Annotated in this window: 18 protein-coding genes, 1 tRNA gene and 1 riboswitch; of the genes, 9 read left to right on the forward strand and 10 right to left on the reverse strand. The window is 61.7% G+C overall.

The window, feature by feature from the left end; genetic code table 11:
- Window positions 1-11: 11 nt before the first annotated feature.
- Entirely contained in the window at window positions 12-1,019 is a 1,008-nt protein-coding gene (gene corA, locus CIW50_RS00210) for a magnesium/cobalt transporter CorA (protein WP_149529306.1), read from the reverse strand.
- Between the two features lie 110 nt (window positions 1,020-1,129).
- A tRNA-Gly gene (locus CIW50_RS00215) sits at window positions 1,130-1,203 on the reverse strand.
- 146 nt (window positions 1,204-1,349) lie between these two features.
- On the opposite strand from CIW50_RS00215, the gene CIW50_RS00220 reads away from it, so the two are divergent.
- The 3 genes from CIW50_RS00220 to CIW50_RS00230 are packed head-to-tail and all read left to right on the forward strand — an operon-like array spanning window position 1,350 to window position 3,153.
- Window positions 1,350-2,192 carry an AraC family transcriptional regulator gene (locus tag CIW50_RS00220; protein WP_149529307.1) on the forward strand — a complete coding sequence of 281 codons (843 nt, stop codon included), beginning with the start codon at window positions 1,350-1,352 and terminating at the stop codon, window positions 2,190-2,192.
- 35 nt (window positions 2,193-2,227) lie between these two features.
- Window positions 2,228-2,629 carry an SRPBCC family protein gene (locus CIW50_RS00225; RefSeq protein ID WP_149529308.1) on the forward strand — a complete coding sequence of 134 codons (402 nt, stop codon included), beginning with the start codon at window positions 2,228-2,230 and terminating at the stop codon, window positions 2,627-2,629.
- Complete coding sequence (locus tag CIW50_RS00230; RefSeq protein WP_149529309.1) at window positions 2,626-3,153, forward strand: hypothetical protein; 528 nt, start codon at window positions 2,626-2,628, stop codon at window positions 3,151-3,153. The genes CIW50_RS00225 and CIW50_RS00230 overlap by 4 nt, the downstream gene beginning before the upstream one ends.
- Before the next feature lie 7 nt (window positions 3,154-3,160).
- Here CIW50_RS00230 and CIW50_RS00235 read toward each other — a convergent pair whose 3' ends face one another.
- Entirely contained in the window at window positions 3,161-4,606 is a 1,446-nt protein-coding gene (locus tag CIW50_RS00235) for an MATE family efflux transporter (protein WP_149529310.1), read from the reverse strand.
- A 130-nt stretch (window positions 4,607-4,736) separates the two neighbouring features.
- On the reverse strand, window positions 4,737-5,789 hold the full coding sequence (locus CIW50_RS00240; RefSeq protein WP_149529311.1) for a hypothetical protein: 1,053 nt from the start codon (window positions 5,787-5,789) through the stop codon (window positions 4,737-4,739).
- Window positions 5,790-5,916: 127 nt separating this feature from the next.
- Here CIW50_RS00240 and CIW50_RS00245 point away from each other — a divergent pair, with 127 nt between their 5' ends.
- A complete protein-coding gene (locus CIW50_RS00245) occupies window positions 5,917-7,257 on the forward strand; it encodes a PQQ-dependent sugar dehydrogenase (protein WP_149529312.1) in 1,341 nt (446 codons plus the stop codon).
- A 2-nt stretch (window positions 7,258-7,259) separates the two neighbouring features.
- Here CIW50_RS00245 and garD read toward each other — a convergent pair whose 3' ends face one another.
- Window positions 7,260-8,804, reverse strand: a complete 1,545-nt coding sequence (gene garD / locus CIW50_RS00250; RefSeq protein ID WP_149529313.1) for a galactarate dehydratase — start codon at window positions 8,802-8,804, stop codon at window positions 7,260-7,262.
- A 158-nt stretch (window positions 8,805-8,962) separates the two neighbouring features.
- Between garD and CIW50_RS00255 the strand changes: the two genes are divergently transcribed.
- Window positions 8,963-9,817 carry an NAD-dependent epimerase/dehydratase family protein gene (locus CIW50_RS00255; protein WP_149529314.1) on the forward strand — a complete coding sequence of 285 codons (855 nt, stop codon included), beginning with the start codon at window positions 8,963-8,965 and terminating at the stop codon, window positions 9,815-9,817.
- A gap of 19 nt (window positions 9,818-9,836) precedes the next feature.
- Here CIW50_RS00255 and CIW50_RS00260 read toward each other — a convergent pair whose 3' ends face one another.
- Complete coding sequence (locus tag CIW50_RS00260) at window positions 9,837-10,829, reverse strand: aldo/keto reductase (RefSeq protein ID WP_149529315.1); 993 nt, start codon at window positions 10,827-10,829, stop codon at window positions 9,837-9,839.
- A 139-nt stretch (window positions 10,830-10,968) separates the two neighbouring features.
- Here CIW50_RS00260 and CIW50_RS00265 point away from each other — a divergent pair, with 139 nt between their 5' ends.
- Together CIW50_RS00265 and CIW50_RS00270 are read left to right on the forward strand one after the other, a co-directional pair.
- Entirely contained in the window at window positions 10,969-11,862 is an 894-nt protein-coding gene (locus tag CIW50_RS00265) for a LysR family transcriptional regulator (protein ID WP_149529316.1), read from the forward strand.
- 228 nt (window positions 11,863-12,090) lie between these two features.
- Complete coding sequence (locus CIW50_RS00270; RefSeq protein WP_149529317.1) at window positions 12,091-12,750, forward strand: outer membrane protein; 660 nt, start codon at window positions 12,091-12,093, stop codon at window positions 12,748-12,750.
- Window positions 12,751-12,843: 93 nt separating this feature from the next.
- Here the strand turns inward: CIW50_RS00270 and CIW50_RS00275 are convergent, their stop codons facing one another.
- Window positions 12,844-13,950: a 2'-deoxycytidine 5'-triphosphate deaminase gene (locus CIW50_RS00275; protein WP_149529318.1), complete on the reverse strand. Its 1,107-nt coding sequence runs from the start codon at window positions 13,948-13,950 to the stop codon at window positions 12,844-12,846.
- A 108-nt stretch (window positions 13,951-14,058) separates the two neighbouring features.
- A riboswitch (SAM riboswitch) is annotated at window positions 14,059-14,138 on the forward strand.
- Window positions 14,139-14,222: 84 nt separating this feature from the next.
- Here CIW50_RS00275 and CIW50_RS00280 point away from each other — a divergent pair.
- On the forward strand, window positions 14,223-15,404 hold the full coding sequence (locus tag CIW50_RS00280) for an O-succinylhomoserine sulfhydrylase (protein ID WP_149529319.1): 1,182 nt from the start codon (window positions 14,223-14,225) through the stop codon (window positions 15,402-15,404).
- A gap of 45 nt (window positions 15,405-15,449) precedes the next feature.
- Here CIW50_RS00280 and CIW50_RS00285 read toward each other — a convergent pair whose 3' ends face one another.
- From CIW50_RS00285 to CIW50_RS00295, 3 genes are read right to left on the reverse strand one after another with little or no spacing between them, the layout of a single operon-like run.
- Window positions 15,450-16,418, reverse strand: coding sequence for an SGNH/GDSL hydrolase family protein (locus CIW50_RS00285; protein ID WP_149529320.1), 969 nt, complete (start codon window positions 16,416-16,418; stop codon window positions 15,450-15,452).
- On the reverse strand, window positions 16,418-17,176 hold the full coding sequence (locus CIW50_RS00290) for an SGNH/GDSL hydrolase family protein (protein WP_149529321.1): 759 nt from the start codon (window positions 17,174-17,176) through the stop codon (window positions 16,418-16,420). The genes CIW50_RS00285 and CIW50_RS00290 overlap by 1 nt, the downstream gene beginning before the upstream one ends.
- Window positions 17,173-18,429, reverse strand: a complete 1,257-nt coding sequence (locus CIW50_RS00295; protein WP_149529322.1) for an OpgC domain-containing protein — start codon at window positions 18,427-18,429, stop codon at window positions 17,173-17,175. The genes CIW50_RS00290 and CIW50_RS00295 overlap by 4 nt, the downstream gene beginning before the upstream one ends.
- Window positions 18,430-18,666: 237 nt before the next feature.
- On the opposite strand from CIW50_RS00295, the gene apaG reads away from it, so the two are divergent.
- Window positions 18,667-19,059 (forward strand): Co2+/Mg2+ efflux facilitator ApaG/CorD, encoded by a 393-nt coding sequence (gene apaG, locus CIW50_RS00300; RefSeq protein ID WP_149529323.1) that lies wholly within the window; start codon window positions 18,667-18,669, stop codon window positions 19,057-19,059.
- Window positions 19,060-19,147 lie beyond the last annotated feature (88 nt).

The raw sequence follows: 19,147 nt of genomic DNA on the forward strand, positions 1-19,147 counted from the left end.
CGCTTCGCCGGTCACAGCCAACCGTTGCGCTTGAATCGGACATACAGGTAGCCGCAGATCGCGGCGATGCCGCCCAGCACGACGTAATAGCCGTAAGCCCATTTCAGCTCCGGCATGTGTTCGAAATTCATGCCGTAGATTCCGGCAATGGCCGTCGGCACCGCCAGGATCGCCGCCCAGGCGGCAAGCCTGCGGGTAATTTCGGTCTGCTGCGATTGCCCTGACATCAGGCTGGCTTCAAAGGCAAAGGCCAGCACTTCGCGCAGCGAGTCGATATCTTCTTCGGCGCGTTTGACGTGATCCAGCACATCGCGGAACAGCGGCTTCATTTCATCGTCGATGAACAGAATATCGATGTGTTCGAGGCGGTGACAGACATCGACCAGCGGCCCGACCGCGCGACGCAGGCGCAACAGCTCGCGGCGTAGCTTGTAGAGCCGCTCGAATTCGGCCCGCGTCAGCATGCGGTGCAGAACGCCATCCTCGAGCTCGTCGATCTCGGACAGGATGGATTCGATGACAGGACGATAGTTGTCTACGATGAAATCGAGAATTGCGTAGAGGATGTAGTCTTCGCCGCGCGTCAGGTTCGCCGGGCAGGCTTCGCATCGCTCACGAACCGCGGCATAGGACGTCGAGGCGCCATGGCGCACGGACACAACATAACCCTTGCCCAGAAAGATATGCGTCTCCCCGAAGGCAACGGTCCGGTCAACCAGTTGGGCTGTGCGCGCCACGATGAACAGCGCATCGCCATATTGCTCGACCTTCGGATGCTGATGCGATTTCAGCGCATCCTCGATCGCGAGCGGATGCAGGTCGAATTGCGCGCGCAGTTTCTCGAGCAGTTCAAGGGACGGTTCAAACAGTCCGATCCAGACGACATGGCCCGGCTTCTGCGCCCAGATGCCCGCCTCCTCGACGGGGATATCCGCAACACGGCGGCCATTGGCATAGATGCTAGAGGCGACAACACCGGGCACATTGCCGGCGGTTGCAGCTGAGAGGGGAAACGTCATTCAAGGACCTTGTGTTGTGCGAACAGCAACGGGCGCCTTTGAGGAACGGCCGGGATGCCAAACCGTTCAATCGCCATGCGGCACCGACCATCTGGAATGAATGAAGGGGCTGGAGCGGACGGAGGGAATCGAACCCTCGTATGCAGCTTGGGAAGCTGCCGTTCTACCATTGAACTACGCCCGCATCGTCGCGCCATCTGATCTAGCCGAGACCGGCCGATCCGCCAAGCGGATTGATGGCAGCCGGTTACAGTTTCATCGCGCCGCGGCCTGTCGGTCGGAGGCGCGTTGCCCGTTGCCCCATTGCGCCGTCAGGGCTAAATTCAGCAGATGCAGGCGAACACGCTGTTCCAGGGTAACGGGATCACGGTCACGGACTATCGCTGTACGGCGGGTCCGGGCGACCAGCCGTTTTCCGAACAACACGCCGGCCATTCGCTCTCCTATGTTCGCAAGGGCAGCTTCGGCTGTCGCTGCCGCGGGCAATCGCATGAACTGATCGCCGGCGCGCTGCTGATCGGACACCCCGGCGACGAATATACCTGCCATCACGAGCATCATGGCTGCGGCGACGAATGCCTGTCCTTCGCCTTCGCGCCCGAGCTGGTCGAAACGATCGGTGACGCCAGGACCATCTGGCAGCAAGGGGCTTTAGCGCCGCGCGCCGAATTGATGGTGCTTGGCGAACTCGCGCAAGCCAGTGCACAGGCGCACAGCGATCTCGGACTCGATGAGATCGGTCATGCGTTTGCCGCGCGCTTTGTCGACGTCATCTCCGGCGAGCCGCGCAGGCGTGTGAACGGCAATGCACGGGATCGCCGGCGCGCGGTCGAGGCCGCACTGTGGATCGACGCCCATGCCAGCGACGAGATCGACCTCGATGCGGCCGCCCGTCAGGCCGGGCTGAGCCCGTTTCACTTCCTGCGGCTGTTCAGGAATGTGCTCGGCGTGACGCCGCACCAGTATCTGGTGCGCGCGCGGCTGCGGCGGGCCGCGAACCTGCTGGCCGAGCAGGATCGCGCCATCACCGACATCGCCTTTGATGTCGGCTTCGGCGACCTCTCGAATTTCGTCCGCAGCTTCCATCGCGCCGCCGGCGTTTCGCCCCGCGCGTTTCGACAGGCTTCCCGCGGCGACCGCAAGATTTTCCAAGAACGGCTGGCCGTACACTGAGTAGTCTGCCGCCCTGATCAACCGGGAGGCACAGCATGGCATCTATTCACAAAGAGATTTTCCTGGACGTACCGGCCGACGAGGTCTGGTCGGCGCTGGCCGATTTCGGCGCGCTGCCCACGCGACTGGTACCGGGCTTCGTGACCGACACCAAACTCGATGGCGACGCACGCATCGTGACCTTCGCCAACGGCAGCGTCGCACGCGAAAGACTGGTCACTTGCGACCACGACCGACAGCGCCTCGTCTATGCCATCATCAATGAACGTATCAGCCAGCACAGCGCGTCGGCGCAGGTATTTGCCGATGGCAATGCCCGCTGCCGGTTCGTCTGGATCGCCGACGTGCTTCCGAATGAGATCGCATCCTATATGAGCGAGCAGATGGATCTGGGCCTCGCAGCGATGCGGAAGCAATTCGGGAAAGCGGCTGCATGACTGCCTCGTTCCACGATGCGCTTAAAGCCGATGGCGCTGCCCCGGATCGTGCCGGCCAGATGGATCTTTATGGCTGGCTGATCGGCGCCTGGGAGCTCGATGTGGTCAGGTATATGCCGGACGGCAAAGAGCGCCGGCGCAAGGGCGAATGGCATTTCGGCTGGGTGCTGGAAGGCCGTGCCATCCAGGATGTCTGGATCGTGCCGCCGCGCGGCCAGTTGCGCGACGGCGACGCTGCGGCGAATGCCTACTCGTATGGAAGCACGCTCCGGATCTACGATCCGCGCATCGATGCGTGGCAGATCCAGTGGACCGATCCGGTGATGCAAAATTTCCTCACCATGACCGGCCGCAAACAAGGCGACGACATCGTCCAGCTCGGCCGCGACAATGACGGACGCCCGATCCGCTGGAGCTTTTCGCAGATCACGCCACGCTCGTTTCTGTGGCGTGGCGAGACCTCGCATGACGACGGCGCGACGTGGCGGCGCGACGTGGAATTCACTGCAACGCGCAGCAGTTAGAAGTTGCTCAGACGAGCTCCGGCCGAATCTCCGGCACGGGACCAGCCTTCGGTCCCCAAGGCGTGAGCAGCACGCTCAGCGCAGACAACAGGCCAAGCAACACCATGGACGCCGCCGCGAGCCAGAAGAAGCTCATGGCCGACGCATCGATCGACAGCAGATACCAGCCACCGACGCTGACGAAGACCAGCCGCGCGGTCTGCGCCAGCACCGGGCCCAACACCTTCGCGGCTCCCTGCGACGCAAAATAGGTGACCGTCGCCAGACCGAGAAAGGCATACATCGGCGCGCAGGTGGCGAGATATTGCTGGCTGGCCAGCCGGACGCCCACGTCATTGGTGAACAGGTTGACCCAGGCATCCGGGAAAAACGCAATCAGCGTGCCGAGCAGACCGACGACGCTGAACGAGATCAGGCTTCCCGTCCACACGACACGCCGGGCGCGTGCGACGCGGCCGGCGCCAATCGCCATACCAACAATGGGGACCGAGGCGACACCGACGGCGAAGGCCAGCGTCGTCAGCATGAATTCGAGCCGCGCACCGACACCATAACCGGCCAGCACCTCGGTGCCGAACCGCGCCAGCATGTGGGTGAAGATCGTCAGCGTCAGCACGCCCTGCAGCGGCGAGAAGCAGGCAATCGCGCCCACTTTAAGAATGTCGAAGAACATGCCACGCTGAATCTTGAAACCGTTAAGCGTCGGCCGCACCCGCGCACGGCCGGAGAAGACATACCACCCCATGATCGCTGCGCCGACGCTGAAAGCGATCAGCGAGCCCGCCGCAACACCGGCCATGCCAAATTGGGGAAAAGGTCCAAGCCCGAGACCGAGCGTGCCGCCGAGGATGATCTGCAGCACCGCCGAGTTCAGCGTGATCGCCGATGGCAGTTTCATATTGCCGGTGCCACGCAGGATCGCGGCGAAAGTGTTCATCAGCCACGGGATCACGCCACCGGCGAAGAAGATGGTGATGTAGCCGACCGCCTGCGACAACACGCTACCGCGGCCGCCCAGGGCCTCCAGCAATGTCGGCCCGAAACTCAGCATGCCGACGGTGAAGACCAGTCCAAGGCAGATGCCTATCAGCAACGCGTGCCCGGCCAGCGTCGCGGCCCGCTCGCGATCGCCGGCGCCGAGCGCCCGGGCTATTGCCGAGGACACGCCGCCGCCCATGGCGCCGCCGGACATAGTCATGGTCAGCATGACGAAGGGAAACACCAGCGCCATCGCTGCCAGCGCTTCGGTGCCGAGCCGGCCGATATAGGAGGTCTCCGCTATGACCACGATTGTGCCGGCCGTCAGCGCCACGACATTGGGCCAGGCCAGCCGCAGGATGGTCGGCAGAATGGGATGATCCAGCAGGGGATTCCTGGCCGGCGCGTTCAGGCTCGGGAGCGGCTGCTTGTCGGCATCGACCAATCGGGGTTCGGCGACGACGGCGTCGGACATGCATTCTCCCTGAGCTTCCGGTCTTGCATGCCGGGCATACCCGTTCCTAGCACCGATCACGGCCAATGCCATGCGCGGCGCATGCATGGGGGATACTCGATTTGCACTGCAGTATTAGCGAGCGTGGGCGTTAACTGATCGTCCAGATGAACGGTAGCGCACCGCCTGCGCCCGGCGTCATCGTGACGGGTATGTTGCGACCACAGCCCGCAGCGAGGCCTTCGACCAGTCCCTCCAATGCCCGCACGCAGGCGAAGTTGTTATCGGCGACGCCGTCCATCAGTTTCCAGCTCTTCTGCCGGATCTGGAAGGCGCCCTCCGACACGCTGATCTCCACGACATCATCCTGCGCCGCGAACAGGGCGCCGAGAAATTCCACGAAGACTTTGGCATCACCGCGCTGCAAGCCGAAGCCCGCGGAGACCTCGTCAAAATACTGCATGCCGATCAGCTTGCCGGTGAGATGCAGCAAATAGCCGGCATCGACGGGACCGAACAGTTGCACGGCCACCGGCGCTGCGGTCCGCACATATTCCATGGCGTAGTTGCGATAGGCCTTTTCAAGACGTGCTTTCGGCCAGCTATCCACCGGCAGCGCGGGCGCCTTGGCGGGATCGAACATCGGCGCTTCCAGATGGCGTGCGAAGACCAGCCGCTGATCGATATCGAGATCATGGTCGTATTCGCAGTAATAGCCTTCGAGCCCATCCTGCCCGTCGACGCTCTGCTTGGTGCAGACGAAGCCCATGCGCGGATTGCCGAGCGACACGCCGTTATTGGCGTGCCAGCCGCGCAGCATCGCGCGCGAGACTTCACCGGGCACGCCGCAAATCGCTGTGCCGCGCCAGATCCAGCGCGGCGGCGGATAGCGAATCCAGGCCTTGCGGTCGCTCTCATGCATGTATTCGACCGAGACGCCGCCGATCCAGTTCGAGAGATAGTGATACTGCGCCGCCGCGACCGCCGGGGGCAGACCGGACAGGCCGAGCTTCTCGAGGCCAGGCAGAAAGCGCTCCTGCTGTTGCCGGCGGAAGATGCGAAACATGAATTCCGCAGCGTCGGCGGTGCCGCGGCGGGTGACCGTGGTCAGGATCAGGCCAGTGAAATAGGCGTGATAGAGATCGGCAACGCTGCGCCAGCGCGTCCATGTAGCTTCGTCGCTCGTGTTTCTTGGCCCGGTCATCGTTTCTTCCCTGATTGTTGGACGGACCATAGCCGCGCATCACTCCGGCTTCACATGAAATTCATGCAGGGAGGTCGAACGTTCCTGCATTGGCCGCATTAAGGTTCCTCAGTCACAAGGACATTCCATGCGCCAGAAATTCCTGCTTTCCGCCTGTCTCGTCGCCCTGGCGCTGCCGCTGGCCGGATGCAACGAAAAATCCACCCTCGCATCCGGCGAAGATTTCGGACCGTCACCGAAACTTGTCGAGCCCAGCAAGTCGCTCATTCCGACCGTCAATGTCTCCAAGGCCATCGGCTGGTCTGCCGGAGGCAAGCCGAAAGCTGCCGAGGGCATGACGGTCAATGCATTCGCGACCGGGCTCGATCATCCACGCACGGTCTATGTGCTGCCCAATGGAGACGTGCTGGTGGCCGAAAGCAATGCACCGCCGAAGCCGGAAGATGGCAAAGGCATCAGGGGCTGGGTCATGAAGCAGGTGATGGGTCATGCCGGCGCAGGCACGCCGACGGCAAACCGCATTTCGCTGCTGCGCGACGCCGATGGCGACGGCGTCGCCGAAACCAAGACAGCGTTTCTTGAGGGATTGAATTCGCCCTTCGGCATGGTGCTGGTCGGTGACAGATTCTATGTCGCCAATGCCGACGCCGTCGTGGCGTTCCCCTACACCACCGGCGAAACCAGGATCACCGCAGCGGCGACCAAGGTCGTGGACCTGCCCGGCGGCCCGATCAACCATCACTGGACCAAGGATCTCACCGCCAGCCCTGACGGCACCAAGCTCTATGCCACCGTCGGCTCCAACAGCAATGTCGGCGAGAACGGCATCGAGGCCGAGAAGGATCGCGCCGCGGTGCTTGAGATCGACCGCACGACAGGTGCAAAGCGCGTCTTCGCATCGGGTCTACGCAATCCCAACGGCCCATCATGGCAGCCACAAAGCGGCGCGCTGTGGGTGACCGTGAACGAGCGCGACGAGATCGGCAGCGATCTGGTGCCGGATTACATGACGTCGGTGAAGGACGGCAGCTTCTATGGCTGGCCGTACAGCTATTACGGCCAGCATGTGGATGTCCGCGTGCAGCCGCAGCGCCCTGAGATGGTGGCCAAAGCCATCGCGCCGGATTATGCGCTCGGCGCGCATACCGCGTCGCTCGGGTTGACCTTCAACACCGGTGATCTCTTCCCGGCCAACATGAAGAATGGCGCCTTCATCGGCCAGCATGGATCGTGGAATCGGCGCCCGCAAAGTGGCTACAAGGTGATCTTCGTGCCCTTCACCGACGGCAAGCCCTCCGGCAAGCCACAGGATGTGCTCACCGGCTTCCTCAATGACAGTGGTGAAGCGCAGGGACGCCCGGTCGGCTTGCGCATCGATAGCAAGGGTGCGCTGCTGGTGGCCGACGATGTCGGCAACACAATTTGGCGCGTGACGCCATCGGGCGCGAAGGCAGCGGCACTGCAATAAGATCAGGTGATCGGTGCGGGATTGAACAGCACCAGATCGTTGTGCAGTCCCCATTTGTCCGCCCACACTTGCTTGCGGCCGCTGGCCACGTCGAGAATCAGCTGGAACAGTTCCCAGCCGGCTTCCTCAATAGTCATCTCGCCGCTGGCGATGCGGCCGGCGTCGAAATCGATCAGGTCCGACCAGCGCTTTGCCAGTTCGGTGCGCGTCGAGACCTTGATCACAGGTGCCTGCGCCAGGCCATAAGGTGTGCCGCGGCCCGTGGTGAATATCTGCATCTGCATGCCGGCGGCGAGCTGCAGCGTGCCGCAGACGAAATCGCTGGCTGGCGTTGCTGCGAACAGCAGCCCCTTCGTCGTGGCGCGTTCGCCGGGGCCGATGACGCCAGTGATCGCGGATGATCCGGACTTTACGATCGAGCCCAATGATTTTTCGACGATATTGGCGAGACCGCCCTTCTTGTTGCCGGGCGTCGTATTGGCGCTGCGATCGGCGCCGCCGCGTGCCAGATATGAATCGTACCAGTCCATCTCGCGTATCAGCGCGCGGCCGACATCCTCGTTGACCGCACGGCGCGTCAACAATTCGATGGCGTCACGCACTTCGGTAACTTCGGAGAACATCACCGTGGCGCCGGCGCGCACCAGCAGATCGCTCGCGAAGCCGAGCGCCGGATTGGCGGTCACGCCGGAAAATGCGTCGCTGCCGCCGCATTGCAATCCAATCACGAGATCGGAGGCCGGGCAGGTTTCGCGCTTACGCTGGTTCAGTATTTTCAAGCGCACTTCAGCCATGGCGATGATCGTATCCACCATGTCGCCAAAGCTCTGATTGCTCTCATCCTGAAGGCGCATCATGCTGCCGGGATCTTCCTTCGGCAGCAAACGCTCCGGTGCGAGCTTCTCGCAGCCGAGGCCGACCACCATCACCTCGCCGCCAAAATTGGGATTGCGCGCGATGTTCTGCAGCGTGCGGATCGGGATATAGGCATCCGGCGCATTGATGGCGACGCCGCAGCCATAGCCGTGGGTGACGGCGAAAACGTCATCGACATTCGGATAGCGCGGCAGCAGCTCGGCCTTGATCTTCTTGAGCGCAAATTCGAGCGTGCCGGCGACGCATTGCACCGAGGTGCTGATGGCGAGAATGTTCTTCACGCCGACGGAGCCGTCGGGATTGCGAAAACCTTCGAACGTGTAGTCGGTCAGCGGCGACTGCGGTTCCGGAACCGCATTGGCGATCTCGAGACTGTCGAGATCCGGCGCGTCGGGCATATGGATACGCGCCTCTTCAACCCATTCGCCGGCCGAAATCATATCCAGCGCATAGCCGATGATTTCGCCGTAACGGATGATAGGCGCATCCTTTGCGATATCTTCCAGCGCCACCTTGTGGCCCTGCGGCACAAAGTTACGCAGCTTCAGGCCACCGGTCATCATGGTGCCCGCGGGCAAGCCGAAATCATTGACGATGATGGCGACGTTGTCGCGCGCATTCAGTTTGATGTAGCGCGGCGCATATGTGTCTGCTGCCAGCGTGATCGTCATCGCCTCGTCCTTCCCAAATCTGCCGGCGCTGCCCCGGCCTCACAGGAGAGCAGTAGCATAAAAGATGTCGGAGTCGCGCACTTGACCGGCTCGCTCTGCAGCCCGAATGATGCTTTTCGAAGGGCTTTACGCCCAGTTCATGCAGAAATGAGATGATCGTGCGCCTTTTTGTCTTCGGGCTCGGCTACAGCGCAAACCAGTTCATCGCCCGGCATGGCGGTCGATTTACTGCGGTGGCCGGCACCGTCCGCACCGCCGGAAAGACCGTTGCGCTACCCTCAGCCGCGGATGCCGAGACACTCGTCTTTCATTCCGACGCAAGCGACCCGCGTATTGTCGATCATCTCGCAAGCGCCGATCTGTTGCTGGTTTCGGTCCCGCCGGGCGCCGACGGCGATCCCGTGTTGCAGGCCTTCGGCTCTGTGATTGCCGCCAGCGGCATCCGGCGCATCATCTATCTCTCCAGCGTCGGGGTTTACGGCGATCATCAGGGTGCCTGGATCGACGAAACCGCCGCGGTTCACGGCGACGGGCGACGCAAAGCGCGCATCGATGCCGAAGACGCGTGGCGCGCTACGGCGAGCGATCGCACCACGATCCTGCGTGTCGCCGGTATCTACGGTCCCGGCCGCAATGCTCTGGAAAATCTCAAAATCGGCAAGGCCCATCGCATCGTCAAGCCGGGCCAGGTGTTCAACCGCATCCATGTGGATGACATCGCGGCGGCCATCGCGGCTGCATTCGATTACGCGCAGACCGGCATCTGGAATCTGTGCGACGACGAGCCGGCGCCGCCGCAGGATGTGATCACCTATGCCGCAGTGCTGATGGGCATCGCGCCGCCGCCCGAGCAGGACTTCGCAACCGCCGAGATGAGCCCGATGGCGCGCAGCTTCTACGCCAGCAACAACCGCATCTCGAATGCGCGGCTGAAACGCGAGCTTGGCGTGAAGCTCGCATTTCCGACCTATCGCGAAGGCCTCACGGCGCTGTGGCAGCGGCGCGAGATCTAAGCAGCGAGTGACCTGCGGACTACCGGCCGGTCATCGCTTCCAACCTGTCCGGATATCGGTTGCCCTGCACGGTGATTTTTGCAGCAGCGCTGTCGATGTCCCGCAGATCGTCTGATGTCAGCTCTATAGCCGCCGCACCGAGATTTTCCTCAAGCCGATGCAGTTTCGTGGTGCCCGGAATCGGCACGATCCACGGCTTCTGGGCCAGCAGCCATGCCAGCGCGATCTGCGCCGGCGTCGCTTGCTTGCGTCTGGCAATCTCGCCAAGCAGATCGACCAACGCCTGATTGGCCTTGCGTGCTTCCGGCGTGAAGCGCGGCAGGATGTTGCGGAAGTCACCGCTGTCGAGCGTCGTGCTCTCGTTCATGGCGCCCGTGAGGAAGCCCTTGCCGAGCGGGCTGTACGGCACAAAGCCGATGCCGAGTTCCTCGAGCGTGGGCAGCACTTCCTTCTCGGGGCCACGCGTCCAGAGCGAGTACTCGCTCTGGATCGCAGTGATGGGCTGTACGGCATGGGCCCGACGGATTGTCGTCACGCCCGGCTCGGACAGGCCGAAGTGCTTCACCTTGCCTTCGGCGATCAGATCCTTCACCGCCCCGGCCACATCCTCGATCGGCACGCCGGGATCGACGCGGTGCTGGTAGAACAGGTCGATGGCATCGATCTTCAAGCGCTTGAGCGATGCTTCGGCGACCTCGCGAATATGTGAAGGCCGGCTGTCGAGGCCAACCTGCTGACCGGTTGCGGGATCGAGCCTGAAGCCGAATTTCGTGGCGATGACAACCTGACGTCGGAGCGGCGCGAGCGCCGCACCGACGAGTTCTTCATTCGTGAACGGGCCATAGACTTCAGCGGTGTCGAAGAACGTCACGCCGCGTTCGACGGCCGCGCGGATCAGTGCGGTCATTTCTGTTGTGTCGGCCGGCGGCCCATAGCCGAAGCTCATCCCCATACAGCCGAGCCCAACGGCCGAGACTTCCAGTCCGCTGCGTCCGAGTTTGCGTGTCTTCATGTCAGATCTCCTGCGCCATCCGGCCAATGAGCGGCTCCCGCGATGATGGGGTGTTGTCGCCGACCTGCGGCATCTGGGGATCGTGCACCCATGTGATTAGGTGATATAATCTGCACGGACTTATCAGCCGGATTCATGAATGGCCCGCCAGACGATCGACGATCTCCTTGCTTTCTTCGCTGTCGCGAAAGAAGCGAGCTTTACCCGCGCGGCCGCCAAACTCGGCGTCTCTCAATCCGCGCTCAGCCACACCATCCGCGGTCTCGAAGAACGGCTCGGACTGCGGCTCCTGACCCGGACGACCCGCAGCGTTGCGCCGACCGAAGCCGGTGAACGTCTGATCCGGACCATCAGCCCGAAGCTGGAAGAGATCGACGCCGAACTCGCAGCCGTCACGGAACTGAGAGAAAAGCCGGCGGGTACCATCCGCATCACCACCGGTGAACATTCGGCCGAAACGATCATCTGGCCCGCGCTTGCCAAGCTGCTGCCGCGCTATCCCGACATCAAGGCCGAGCTCGTCGTCGATTACGGTCTCATCGATATCGTTGCGGAACGCTACGATGCGGGCGTTCGTTTGGGGGAACAGGTCGCAAAAGACATGATCGCCGTTCGCATCGGCCCGGACTTTCGCATGGTCGTTGTCGGCGCACCGTCCTACTTCGCAAAACGACCGCTGCCGAAACGCCCGCAAGATCTCACCGCGCATGACTGCATCAATATTCGTCTGCCGACCATGGGCGGCCTCTATGTTTGGGAGTTCGAGAAGCGCGGGCGCGCACTGAAAGTGCGCGTCGATGGCCAGCTGGTGTTCAACAATATGTCGCTGCGCGAGAAGGCGGTCCTGAACGGATTGGGACTGGCCTATTTGCCGGAAGATCGCGTGCGCGATCACATTGCCTCAGGCCGACTTGTTCAGGTGCTGAGCGATTGGTGCCAACCGTTCTCGGGATATCACCTCTATTATCCGAGCCGCCGACAACCGACTTCCGCATTCGCGGCGCTGGTTGAAGCGCTGCGTTACCGCGGTTGATCAACGGTTGTCGTGTTCCAGCACCTCAATCCAAACGTGATTGAAGCGAAATCGCACATCGTGAAAAGTTCCTGAATCAATTTGGGCAATGCTGTGTCTTAAGCGCGACGCGGTCGCCGAAGCTGCCTTTTTCGTTTGAGGCGCTGTTGCACGTGTGTGACAGCAATCGCTGCGCAATAGTCTAGGTTGCCTTCGTCATCCCCCATTGGGATTGAGAAGGAACACGTAATGAAGAAGATTCTACTCTCCACCGCAGCTCTGGCTCTCGTCGCTTTGGCTGCCCCTGCGTCTGCTGCTGACCTGGCTGCGCGCCCCTACACCAAGGCTCCGGCCTATGCTCCGGTTGCTCCGATCTACAACTGGACCGGCTTCTACATCGGTGGCCACATCGGTGGCGCGTTCCCGGGTGAAGACAACGCGCTGATCGGCAGCCGCGATGGCACGTTCATGGGCGGTGTGCAGGGTGGTTACGACTACCAGTTTGCGCCGAACTGGGTGTTCGGTCTGGAAGCCAATTACAGCTTCAAGGACACCAACAGCAACTTCGACAATCGTGGCCTCGGTTCGGTCACCGGTCGTCTCGGTTACACTTGGGGTCCGGCACTGCTCTACGCCAAGGGCGGTTACGCCTGGGCTGACTCGCGCTTCACCAACGGCTTCGGCGGCAATGGTGGCCGCGATGGCTACACTGTCGGTGGTGGTCTCGAATACCTGTTCACCCAGAACTGGTCGGGCAAGGTCGAATATCAGTATTACGACTTCGGCAACGTCACGTTCCTCACGCCAGCTCTCGCTGTCGGCGGCTTCAAGAACGACGAGCACACCATCAAGGCTGGCCTGAACTACCGCTTCAACCTGGGCAACTTTGGCGCAGGCTTCGTCCAGTAAATTGAACGTCTCTTCGTCTACTTAGACTCCAGAAAAAACTTAGGCCCGCAGCAATGCGGGCCTTTTTTCTTGCTTACTCGGAGCGGTGGGCGATCAGACCTTGAAGTGCTTCGAGAGCTTCAGGCTCTGGCCCTGATAGTTCGAGCCGATACGCTGGCCATAAAGTGCATCCGGACGATCCAGCATCCGCTCATAGACCAGACGGCCAACGATCTGGCCATGTTCGAGAATGAACGGCACTTCGCGCGAGCGCACTTCCAGCACCGCCCGCGAACCTTTGCCGCCGGCGCCGTCATGGCCGAAGCCCGGATCGAAGAAGCCGGCATAATGCACGCGGAATTCACCGACCAGCGGATCGAACGGCACCATTTCGGCGGCATAGTCCGGCGGCACCTGCACCGCTTCCTTGGACGCGAGAATGTAGAACTCGCCGGGATCGAGGATCAGCGTGCCGTCCTTGCGCGCCGCGATCGGCTCCCAGAACTCATCGACGCTGTAGCCACCGCGGCGATCGATATCGACCACGCCGGTGTGTCGTTTGGCACGATAGCCGACAAAGCCGGAGGCGTTTTCGCCAGAGAGATCAACCGAGAGCGCGAGGCCATTGTTGAGATCGGCCGTGTCGCTGTCGACCAGTGGTTCCTGCGCGTGGAGTTCTTCCAGTGCTTCGGTATCGAGCACCGCATCGCCGACGCGGAAGCGAACCTGCGACAGACGCGAGCCTTCGCGCAGCAGGACCGGAAATGTCTTCGGGCTGATCTCGGCATAAAGCGGCCCATGATAGCCCGCACCGATCACATCGAACCGTCTGGTGCCATCAGCAATCACGCGCGTGAACACATCGAGACGACCCGTGGAGCTCTTCGGATTGGCCGCGGCAAAGATATTCGGCGGCAGCGCCAAGCTTTCGATCAGCGGCACGATGTAGACGCAGTTGGTCTCCAGCACCGCACCGTCCGACAGATCTATCTCGTGCAGCTTCAGCTCGTCGATGCGCTCGGCGACCGTCGAATTCGGTCCCGGCAGGAAGCTGGCGCGCACGCGATAGGCGATGGAGCCGAGCCGCAGATCGAGGCTGGCGGGCTGTATCTGGCTCTCGACGAAGGGATATTCCGGAAGAATGAGGCCAGCATCTGCCATCGCCGCAATCATGCGATCGGGCAGAATTCCATCGGCGTCGGGGGCAAGCGTAAACGGCACAGGTCTCGTCCTTCGGTCGTCTTTCAGCGAGAATACGCTGAAAAATCGCAACTTTACCGGTTATCTCAGCCCCGCCTTGACGAAAAGGGCAAGCGGGAATATGGACATCACTTATCCCGTGGTGATTTGAGCCGGCCGGCTTGCAGCCACGTAAAATAAGTCGCTAAACAGGCCGGGGACACATGTCCTTCCAGCATGCGATCCCGGCCTGAGGACGTCCGTCCAGGCCGGTTTTTTTTGTGCCCGTGTTACGCGGGTACGTTGGAGGTCACATGTCTACGAAGTCCTATCGCCCCGAAACCCGGCTCGTTCATTCCGGCGCGCTGCGCTCGCAATTCAACGAGACGTCCGAAGCCCTCTTCCTCACGCAGGGCTTCATCTACGAGACCGCAGAAGCCTGCGAGGCGCGGTTCAAGGGCGAAGATCCCGGTTTCATCTATTCGCGCTTCTCTAATCCGAATACGTCGATGTTCGAGAGCCGCATGATCGACCTCGAAGGTGCAGAGGCTGCGCGCTCGACGGCCACCGGCATGGCCGCCGTGACCACCGCCATTCTCGCGCCGCTGCGCATGGGCGATCATGTCGTCGCTGCGAAGGCGCTGTTTGGCTCCTGTCGCTACGTCATAGAAGAACTGCTGCCGCGCTACGGCATCGAATTTACGCTGGTCGATGGGCTCGACCTCGACCAGTGGCAGAAAGCGATGCGGCCGAACACCAAGTCGCTGTTTCTGGAAAGCCCGACGAATCCGACGCTCGATGTGCTCGACATATCAGCCATCGCGGAGATCGCCCATGCCGGCGGTGCGCGGCTGATCGTCGATAACGTGTTCGCGACGCCGCTCTGGCAGAGCCCGCTCGCGCTCGGTGCAGATGTCGTCGTGTATTCGGCGACCAAGCACATCGATGGGCAGGGGCGCTGCCTTGGCGGCATCATCCTGTCGTCGAAGGACTTCATCGACGAGCATATTCACAACTATCTGCGCCAGACCGGCCCGTCGATCTCGCCGTTCAATGCGTGGACGCTGGTGAAGGGACTGGAGACGCTGGCGATCCGCGTCGAGCGGCAGACGCAGACGGCGGCGGCGATCGCGGATGTGCTCGCCCAGCATCCGAATATCTCGCGGCTGATCTATCCGGGCCGCGAGGACCACCCGCAGGCGGCGACGGTGAAGAAGCAGATGCGTGCGGGATCGACGCTGATCGGCTTCGAGGTGAAGGGCGGCAAGGCAGCAGCCTTCCGCGTCCTCAACGAGCTGAAAGTCGCCCGCATCTCGAACAATCTCGGCGACGCGAAGAGCCTCGTCACGCATCCGGCGACGACGACGCATCAGCGTCTGCCGCTCGAAGCACGGCTCGAACTCGGGATCACGGAGGGCTTCATCCGCTTCTCGGCCGGCCTCGAGCATCGCGACGACCTGATCGCGGATCTCGAAGCGGCACTGGCAAAGGCCTGATCGACCAATGTTGAACCTGCGGCCGGCTAACTGTCGGCCGCAGACCTACAGCGGCTTCTGCGCCTGCTGAATCTGTGGCTCGTTGATACCGAGCTTCACCTGGCCAACCGACTTGATGATGTTGTCGCCGAGCAATTGCGCGAAGCAGGCATAGCCCCAGTCGTTCATGTGCAGGCCATCAGAAATGACGAAGCTGTCGAACGCCATCTGCTGGCTCTCGTGCCATTCCTTCATCACCTCGAAGCGCGGAAAGATTCCGACTTTGCGCAGCTCCGCGACCTTGTGCATCAGCGACAGCATCTTGCCGGTGCCCTCCGGCTTCGATGTCGTCGCCGGCGAATATTGCGGATCCACCAGCACGACGTCGGAGCCCGCGGCCTGAATGCGCCCAACGCCGTCTTCGATCATCTTGCCAGTCTCGGCCGGATCGAGATTGCGCAGCACTGCATTGGTGCCGACCTGCCAGATCACGAGATCCGGCTTGGCGTTGATCACTTCGCTCTGCAGCCGCGCCATCATTTCCGGCGCATCCTCGCCGCCCTTGCCGCGATTAAGCACGGTGATGTTCGCGGAAGGATAAGCGCGATGCAACTGCGCAGCGAGGCGGTTCGGGTAGGTGAATTCCGGCGCGGTCGATCCCCAGCCCTGGGTCGAGGACGAGCCGAACGCAACGATGACCACGGGCTTGCCGGCAACGAGCTTGCTGGCCACATGCGGCAACGCGCCCATCGCCTTCATGCCGCCTTTCGGTGTGCGACAGGGGACGCGGCTCAGAATATCGGTGGCGGACTTGGCAACTTCCTTGACCTTGTCGATGGCCTTCGCCGCAACGCCCCTCTTCGCGGCGTCTGCGGGATCCGTCGCGACAGCGGCCTGCTCGGCAGCCTTGCCGTCAACCGCCGCAGCCTGCACCGTGTCGGCGCGTGCGGACGATGAGATCGGGAGCGCGAAGGTCGTTGAGGCAACAAAGGCAGCGACGACAGCAAGGCGAGACAAATGGCTGACGAAACTCATTAACGCTGAATCCTCAAATCCGCTGCTTTGATCTTGGCCGCATCGACGACAAAGGTCGAAAGCGCGCGGCCAAGACAATCATGCACCCGCTTGGCCAGCTCCATGCCGGGCGAGGCACTGAACAGGTCGAAATCACCGCTCTCATTCCAGTGCCGCATGATGGCGAAACGGTCGAACAGCGGGACGTCGTGCTGCTGCGCCACCACACGCATATTATCTAGGTAGGCGGAGCCGGAAATCATCGTCTCCGTGCGCGGACTGTACTGCAGATTCATTAAAATGACGTCAGTTCCCGCCTTTTGCATGGCTGCGACACCATCATCCAGGGCACTGCGGAAGTCCTCGGCGTCGGCCTGCTTCATGGCATCCACGGTTCCGGTCTGCCAGATCACCAAGTTCGGCTTCTTGTCCATGACCAGTTGTTCCAGGGTCGGGGCCATTTCCTCGGCCGTCTTCTTGACCTGCAGTTCCAGCGCCACATTGACCTCGACGCCTGGCAGCTTGTCCTTGAGATAGGCCTGTAGCCGGTTCGGATAGGCTGCAGAGTGGTCGGAGACCCCGATCACCGAGGATCGGCTGCCAACGACCAGAACATCAAGTTTCCCGCCCGGCTTGGCCGCGGCTTCGACCTTGGGCAGCCCGCTTTCGGATGTCAGGAGGTAAGCCGGAACCTCACAGGTCTGCGCGGGCGGTTCGGCCCGGACAGGAGCCGCCACCAGCAGGCCAGCCAGCATTGTGAGGCGCAAAACGGCCTTCATGCTTCCCCTCCTGCGAGATCCGCGTCGGGTCGTTTGGCGCGGGACCCGCCTTTGACAGTGACGCCCTTGTACCACGAAAACACCCATGCGGCGGTTGACATGACAACTATGCCAAGAAAGCTGATCAGGGCATGCATGCCTGCTCCGCCGGCGACCTCAGCCAGCACAAAATGGCCGGCAAAGGCCAGGAACACCCCGATACAGAAGATTTCGAGAGAGTGCTGACCGCACAGTACCATCGGGCGCAGCCAGATCGATTTCAGCCCCGGCCAGTCCTTCGGCAGGAAACGGACGGTGAGCGCCGCCAGCGCCAGGAAGTGGGCGAAACGGAGCACATCGAGATCGGTCTTGTTGATCGGATACATCCATTGCTCGATGAATTTCGGCAGCAGATGATGGATCTGCGGAATGTACCAGGTCAGCGTCACCCAGAACGCCGCCAGGAGATAGGCCACGCAGAGCCACAGCGTGATGTTGGATGATAGTATCCGCGACATTCTGACGGCGCCGCCCAGCGCGCACCAGGCACCGAACACGAACAGCAACTGCCAGGCGAACGGGTTGAAGGCCCAGACACCGTTCGGATAGGCCGCCAGATGCAGGTCGAATTCCCAGGTCAGAGCGTAGAGACCGACCGACAGCGCCAGCGTGAAATCGGCGCGGCGCTGCATCAGCCAGAGGATCAGCGGCAGGAACAGCATGAGGACGATATACAGCGGCAACACATCCATGTTCACCGGACGAAATTTCAGCAACAGCGCCTGAACGATGGTCACATCGGGCTGTTTGAGAAAATCGAGAATTCCCATTTCCTCGGAATAAAGCGGGTTCTCGAACCGCGTTGCGACATAGGAGATTTCCGCAAGAAAGATCGTGAACAGGAAGACGTGGGCGACATAAATCTGCCAGACCCGCTTGAAGATGCGCGCGCTGGCGACCAGCGCGCCCTGCTCCTGCATCGCGCGGCCATAGACGAAAGCGGCGGTGTAGCCGGAGATGAAGATGAATATCTCGGTGGCGTCGCTGAAGCCGTAATTGCGGATCGTGAGCCAGGTCAGAATATTCGGCGGCAGGTGATCGATGAAGATCAGCCACAATGCCAGGCCGCGAAACAGATCGAGACGCAATTCGCGCTCGGTGCCCGCAACGGGAAACGACACGGCGTCCGCATGCGTCGATGCGCGCGCCGCGGACACTTGCGAGGACGCATCGGCGTGCGGCTGGCCGGCAATCGGGTCGGCAACAGAGGTCATTCAGCACCGTTCAACGGAAGACATCGCATGATGCGAAAAAATCGACCGTCCCATAATCTGCAACAAATTTGCATGGGGCGATCCGTCACGTCATAACCAAATCAAGGATCGATTATGCGGGAACTATGTTGAAACAGCGATGGCCCACCGCGCCGTCCGGGGCCGAACTCCACATGGATTTGGCCTGTAACGTGTTTTTCGCTATGCTTGCAGCACATTTTGGACGATGACAGCCCCATGTACCGCGCCATCACACGACAGATTGAAGTCACCGTCGAACCTAATTTCATGCCGGAACGCTCGTCGCAGGAGAAGCGACAGTTCTTCTGGTCTTACACGGTCGTCATTACCAATGCCGGTCAAGAGACCGTGCAGCTGAAGACCCGCCACTGGATCATCACCGATGCTTCCGGCCGCATGGAGGAAGTGCGTGGCGAGGGCGTGGTCGGCGAACAACCCGTGCTCGGCCCAGGCGAGCGCTTCGAATACACGTCGCGCGTACCGCTGCCAACGACGTCCGGCTTCATGGAAGGTACCTATCAGATGGTGACCGACACCGGCGAGCCGTTCGAGATCGACGTGCCGCTATTTTCGCTGGACGGACCGGGCGGGAAGCGCGTGCTAAATTAGGGGCTGGTTCTTCTCTCCCCGCGATTGCCACTGCGCGGTTTCGCCGCGCGACATGGAAGTCTCCGTAGAGCCAAACACTCCAGGGTTC

This window comes from Tardiphaga sp. P9-11, assembly GCF_008329525.1.
GTDB lineage: Bacteria > Pseudomonadota > Alphaproteobacteria > Rhizobiales > Xanthobacteraceae > Tardiphaga.